The sequence below is a fragment of the Cellulomonas sp. PS-H5 genome (assembly GCF_019265565.1).
In the GTDB taxonomy this organism is placed as follows: Bacteria; Actinomycetota; Actinomycetes; order Actinomycetales; family Cellulomonadaceae; genus Cellulomonas.
Genome location: NZ_JAHVCI010000129.1, coordinates 1 through 1908, shown reverse-complemented (window position 1 = coordinate 1908; position 1908 = coordinate 1). Strand labels below are relative to the sequence as shown.

1 protein-coding gene and 1 pseudogene are annotated in these 1908 nt (G+C 81.9%); both read right to left on the bottom strand.

Features of this window, described 5'->3' with window-relative positions:
• The coding region (locus tag J5O08_RS20555; RefSeq protein WP_218708768.1) for a zinc ribbon domain-containing protein at positions 1–723 on the bottom strand (723 nt) is incomplete at its 3' end.
• A gap of 76 nt (positions 724–799) precedes the next feature.
• Positions 800–1908, bottom strand: a pseudogene (locus J5O08_RS20550) (hypothetical protein); the annotation flags it as partial.

Genomic DNA, 1908 nt, shown 5'->3' with positions numbered 1-1908 from the left:
CTGCTGCGGCACCCCCGCGGCGCCCACCTGCACGCCCGCCCGCGGCGCCGCCCCCACGGCCACGGCCCCCGCGCGCTCCGCGGCGTCCGCGGCCGCCTCGACGGCCCGCTCGTGCGCCCGCACGTCGACGACGACGGCGCGCCCGACGCGGTCGTGCCACGCCTGCGCCCGCCCGGTCTTGTCGAACGCCCCCGACGCCACGACCAGCCACTGCCCGAGCCCCGCGGCGGCGTGCCCGGCGGCGAGCACGAGCCCGCGCAGGAAGCCGCGCGCGGGCCCGACCGAGTACGGCGTCTCCTCGCGCGCGGTCCGCAGGCCCAGGGCGGTGTTGCCGAGCGTCCGGCCGGTGTGCGCCTCCCAGACGAGCAGGCCGACGGCGAGCTCGACGACGACGAGCGCCGCGAGCAGCCACGAGCCGGTCCAGGCAAGCAGGCCGCCGGCGACGGCGCCCACCGCCACGGCGTCGAGCGCGTAGGCCAGCACGCGGCGCCCGGGGCCGGCCGGGGTCGCGTCGCCGAACGCGGGGTGCAGCACGGCGGGGCGCGGCTCGCGGGGCCGGGCGTCGGCGCGGGTCCGGCCCTGGGCGCCCTCGACGACCGTCACGGTGGCGTCGGGCTGCGCCGGGGCGCCGCACGCGGTGCAGAACCGGGCGTCCTCGCGCAGCGGCCGGTGGCAGCTCGCGCAGGCGCGGACGGCGACGGTGCCGACCGGGATCGCGCTCATCGTCTGGTCCACGTCGGCTCCCCCGTCGTCGCTGTCGTCCTGCCCCTGCCCGGTCGCGCGGCCGCGCGCGCCCGCCTCACGACGTCACCCGCCGGAGCGTCTCGATCAGGTCCGCCGCGACCAGCGCCGCGGGTAGCGCGAGCACGACGCCCAGCCCCTCGACGAAGTCGGCGAGCCGGGACGCCACCACCGACTGCCACCCGCGCCCGAGCGCCACGCCGATCGCGGCGGCGGCCAGCGCGATCACGAGGCACCCGGCGGCCAGCAGCGCCGCGTCCGGCCCGAGCCGCGGCGCACCCAGCGCGGCGAGCTCCACGAGCACCAGCGCGGCGGCCACCCGCGGCGCCCAGCGCGCGACCGGCCCCCGCGCCGCCCGCGGCTGCAGGGACAGCACGGCCACCAGCGCCGCCACCAGCGCCACGGCGGCCCCGCCGCGGAGCGTCGCCCGCTGCGGGTCGCCCAGCGCCGCGACGAGCACCAGCGGGACGAGCACGGGCGGCAGCGCGCACACCAGCAGGACGCCGGCGTCCGTGCGGCGCTCGGCGGAGTCGACGGTGCGGACGACCTGGCGCTCGTTGACCCGGCCCAGCCCGCGCGGCCGCGGCCCGCGGACGGACGGCGCCGTGCGGGCGACGTGCGCGAGGTCGACCAGCTGCTCGTCCGGCACGGACAGCGCCATGACGGGGATCGCCCGCAGCCCGACCGGTGTCAGGCCCAGCAGCACCGCCGCGGCGACGACGCCCGGCAGCCCGGCCAGCAGCACCGCGAGCGCCAGACCGGCCACCACGCCGACGGCGACGACCAGCACGCCCGCGACGTCCTGGCCCCGCCGCTCCGCGCGGGTGGCGACCCAGCGCACCGCGGCCGCGGCGGTCGCCGCCACGAGGCCCGCGACGAGCGCGAGCCGCCGGTCGGCGGACCCGGCGGGGTCGACGGCGGCCACACCCGCGGCGAACGCCAGCACCGGGGCGACGAGCGTGGCGGCGGTCGCCGACGCCACGGGCAGCACGGCCAGCGCGAGCCCCGCGGCCCCCAGGAGCACGGCGGCGGCCAGCGCGAGCCAGCCCCGTGCCACGGGGTCGATCAGCGCCACGGCCGCCAGCACCCCGGACGCGGCCGCGGCGGCACCGAGCAGCGCGGGCTGCGGGTCCGGGCGGCGCGCGACCCAGCCGGCCCGCGCGCGGG